The sequence below is a fragment of the Clostridium sp. HV4-5-A1G genome, assembly GCF_900184915.1.
GTDB classification, from domain to species: domain Bacteria; phylum Bacillota; class Clostridia; order Clostridiales; family Clostridiaceae; genus Clostridium_B; species Clostridium_B aromativorans.
Window position 1 is genome coordinate 1 of record NZ_FXYI02000338.1, and the last position, 1,374, is coordinate 1,374.

The following is a 1,374-nucleotide window of genomic DNA, read 5'->3' on the forward strand; positions in this document are numbered from 1 at the left end:
TTTTTAAAGTATCTATTAATATATCAACTTCATTGTAGGTATTGTATAAGCCAAAACTTAATCTAACAATACCGGGACGAAAATTATTGAAGTGAGTTTTGAAATAGTTTATTTCCTCAGGGGAAAGTTCCAGTAGTCTTTGAACATAAGGATGAGCACAGAAGCAGCCGCTTCTTACAGAAATACCAGATAAATCTGACAATAGTTTTGCAGTGGTTTCATGATGCAGTCCCTTTATATTGAAGGGAAGAATAGCAACTTTATCACAGCCAGGATTTGTATCACCGTATATGGTGATATCCGGCAGCTGCAGCATTTTATTTAAAGTATAGTTGTATATGTCACTTTCTCTTTTATCTATAGAATTTAACGATAATTTATTCAATACTTTGATTGAAGAGACAAGGGCTGTAACTCCAAGCACATTGGGAGTTCCTGCCTCATTTTTTCCTGGAGGATCATCCCAAAGTACGGAATTGTCTGTTACTACCTTTATTGTGCCACCTCCGCTGTATTCTGGTGGTGCGTTGCTGAAAGTATTTTTTGGACCTATGAGTACGCCTATTCCAAAAGGAGCGTACATTTTATGAGCGGAAAAAGCTAAGTAGTCAATAGATTCTTCCTTTGACTTTTGCTGCATATATATGGGATAATGAGGTACAAGCTGTGCTCCATCAACTAAGATTTCAGCTCCATAGTGGTGAGCAATTTTGGCTATCGTATATATTGGGTTCTTGTATCCGGTAACATTAGATGCACCAGCTACACATACGAGTTTTACTTTACCGTGGTGTTTTTTTAGTTTATATTTAAGATCTGACAGCTTTAATTTGCCAAGCTCGTCCACTTCAACATAATCCATTTTAAATTTGCTTCTCCAGGGTAGATCATTGGAATGATGTTCCATTCTGGTAGATAGTATAATTGAATTTTTGTATAAATTATTGAATATATAGGATAGTTTATTGATAGCTCCTGTGGTGTTATTTACATAAATTACTGTATTTTTTTGAGGATCGCAGTGCACAAAGTTACAGACGATATCTCTTGACATTTCGTAGGCATCAGAAGATAATTTAGATTTAAAACCATTTCCTCTATGAATAGAGGAATAATAGGGTAAGAAACTATTTATTTTTTCTATAACATAATTAAATGGTGGAGTAGTGGCGGCATTATCAAAATTTATAGCAGGTACGAGTTTCCCGTTCTTTAAGGGGATTTTTGTATCTACACCGGTTATTAGGTCTCTATAATCAAAAAATGTTTCTGAATGAGACATATTAAAATCACTTCCTGTTAATCTTAATGTAGTTTGAGTTTAATTGTATAAATATAAAAAATATACTTTTGTATTTATTTATATCTTTCTAT

The 1,374-nt window shown here is 33.7% G+C and carries 1 protein-coding gene; it reads right to left on the reverse strand.

Features of this window, described 5'->3' with window-relative positions; all coding sequences use genetic code 11:
• Positions 1 to 1,282: aminotransferase class V-fold PLP-dependent enzyme (locus J5G60_RS18330; protein WP_207876635.1), on the reverse strand; the 1,282-nt coding region annotated here is incomplete at its 3' end.
• Positions 1,283 to 1,374: the final 92 nt, after the last annotated feature.